The sequence below is a fragment of the Bacillus sp. GMs2/2 genome, assembly GCF_050172095.1.
Lineage (GTDB): Bacteria > Bacillota > Bacilli > Bacillales > Bacillaceae_G > Bacillus_A > Bacillus_A cereus.
This window is the reverse complement of sequence record NZ_JBNLYE010000748.1, coordinates 1-1,016: the sequence shown is the minus strand read 5'-3', so window position 1 is coordinate 1,016 and position 1,016 is coordinate 1. Positions and strand designations below refer to the sequence as shown.

Here is a 1,016-nt window from a genome sequence, read left to right as displayed (position 1 = left end):
AAACCACAACCAGAGAAGCCACAAACACCACAGGTTATTGAAAAACCTGTACCAACACCAGAGAAACCACAACACATTGTAAAACAACAACCTAAGAAAGTAGAAAGTCATTTACCAACAACAGGGGGCAAGGCTGAAAATCCATATTGGAAATGGATTGGTGCTACATTTGTCGTTCTTGGTAGTATCCTAGCTGTTTACGCATTTAGAAAACGTAAGAATCAAGAAGTTTAAAAAACTCTCAACTGATAAGGGAGGGCGGGATCAAATGTGCATATTTGATGTACATTATCAAATCAATGATAGGAAATATATGAAATCATATTTACTTGCATTGGTGGAAGATGGGTTTCAGTTGCGAAAAAATATCCAACATGTTCTGTTCAAAGAGCACCAACAAGAAATTACGATCCTTTCTACAGATTTAGAAGAATTAGATTTAGTAGCTTCATAATGAATGAAACCTCTTAGATGTACAGAATATTTCTATTTAGCAATATAGAAAGATAAAACAATACAGGAGGATTTCTTATGAAACCAATTAAGCATATGCGAAGTAAACGCGGTTTTTATATCGGTCGAGTTCCTCATACAACACATACACCTTCAACAAATAAGCGTACAGAAGAATGGGCGGGAAGAATGGGAAAAAGCATGATTTTCTCTTCTCTCTTGGTCACGCTAGACCCTTACAAAAAAGCGCGCAAATCATAATATTCATGGGAGGACATTCTTTCACTGAATATCCTCCCCGTTTAAAAGGAGGAAGCAAGATGGGAAAACAAGCGTATCAAAATCGTCAAGAATGCTGGGAAACGTTCTGGAAAGAACAAGTAATGATAAATGGTGAATTAGATATTGAACAAGTGAAACAAGAACTCTTCAACTATAAAACACTCTTAGATCAAATTAACAAACCTCAAAACGGGATCATGCAACCTCAAATTCTGATTCAACTAGCCGCTGAAGAACGAACACAAAAGCATCGTGAAAAATTAGTAGCCCTTGCATAAGGC

At 36.6% G+C, this 1,016-nt stretch carries 4 protein-coding genes; all 4 read left to right on the top strand.

Translation table 11 applies throughout. From position 1 onward, the window contains the following. Positions 1-234, top strand: a 234-nt coding sequence (locus ACQGS6_RS29245) for an LPXTG cell wall anchor domain-containing protein (protein WP_426966091.1), incomplete at its 5' end; no start/stop codon positions are given. 34 nt (positions 235-268) lie between these two features. After that, positions 269-454 carry a hypothetical protein gene (locus ACQGS6_RS29240; RefSeq protein ID WP_426966090.1) on the top strand — a complete coding sequence of 62 codons (186 nt, stop codon included), beginning with the start codon at positions 269-271 and terminating at the stop codon, positions 452-454. A 77-nt stretch (positions 455-531) separates the two neighbouring features. Then, positions 532-714, top strand: coding sequence for a hypothetical protein (locus ACQGS6_RS29235; protein WP_000802603.1), 183 nt, complete (start codon positions 532-534; stop codon positions 712-714). 59 nt (positions 715-773) lie between these two features. After that, positions 774-1,013 (top strand): hypothetical protein, encoded by a 240-nt coding sequence (locus ACQGS6_RS29230; RefSeq protein WP_000517899.1) that lies wholly within the window; start codon positions 774-776, stop codon positions 1,011-1,013. Positions 1,014-1,016: the final 3 nt, after the last annotated feature.

Coding starts and splice junctions, on each gene's coding strand:
- ACQGS6_RS29240 (WP_426966090.1), top strand. CDS start 269: ATGTGCATATTTGATGTACATTATCAAATCAATGATAGGAAATATATG.
- ACQGS6_RS29235 (WP_000802603.1), top strand. CDS start 532: ATGAAACCAATTAAGCATATGCGAAGTAAACGCGGTTTTTATATCGGT.
- ACQGS6_RS29230 (WP_000517899.1), top strand. CDS start 774: ATGGGAAAACAAGCGTATCAAAATCGTCAAGAATGCTGGGAAACGTTC.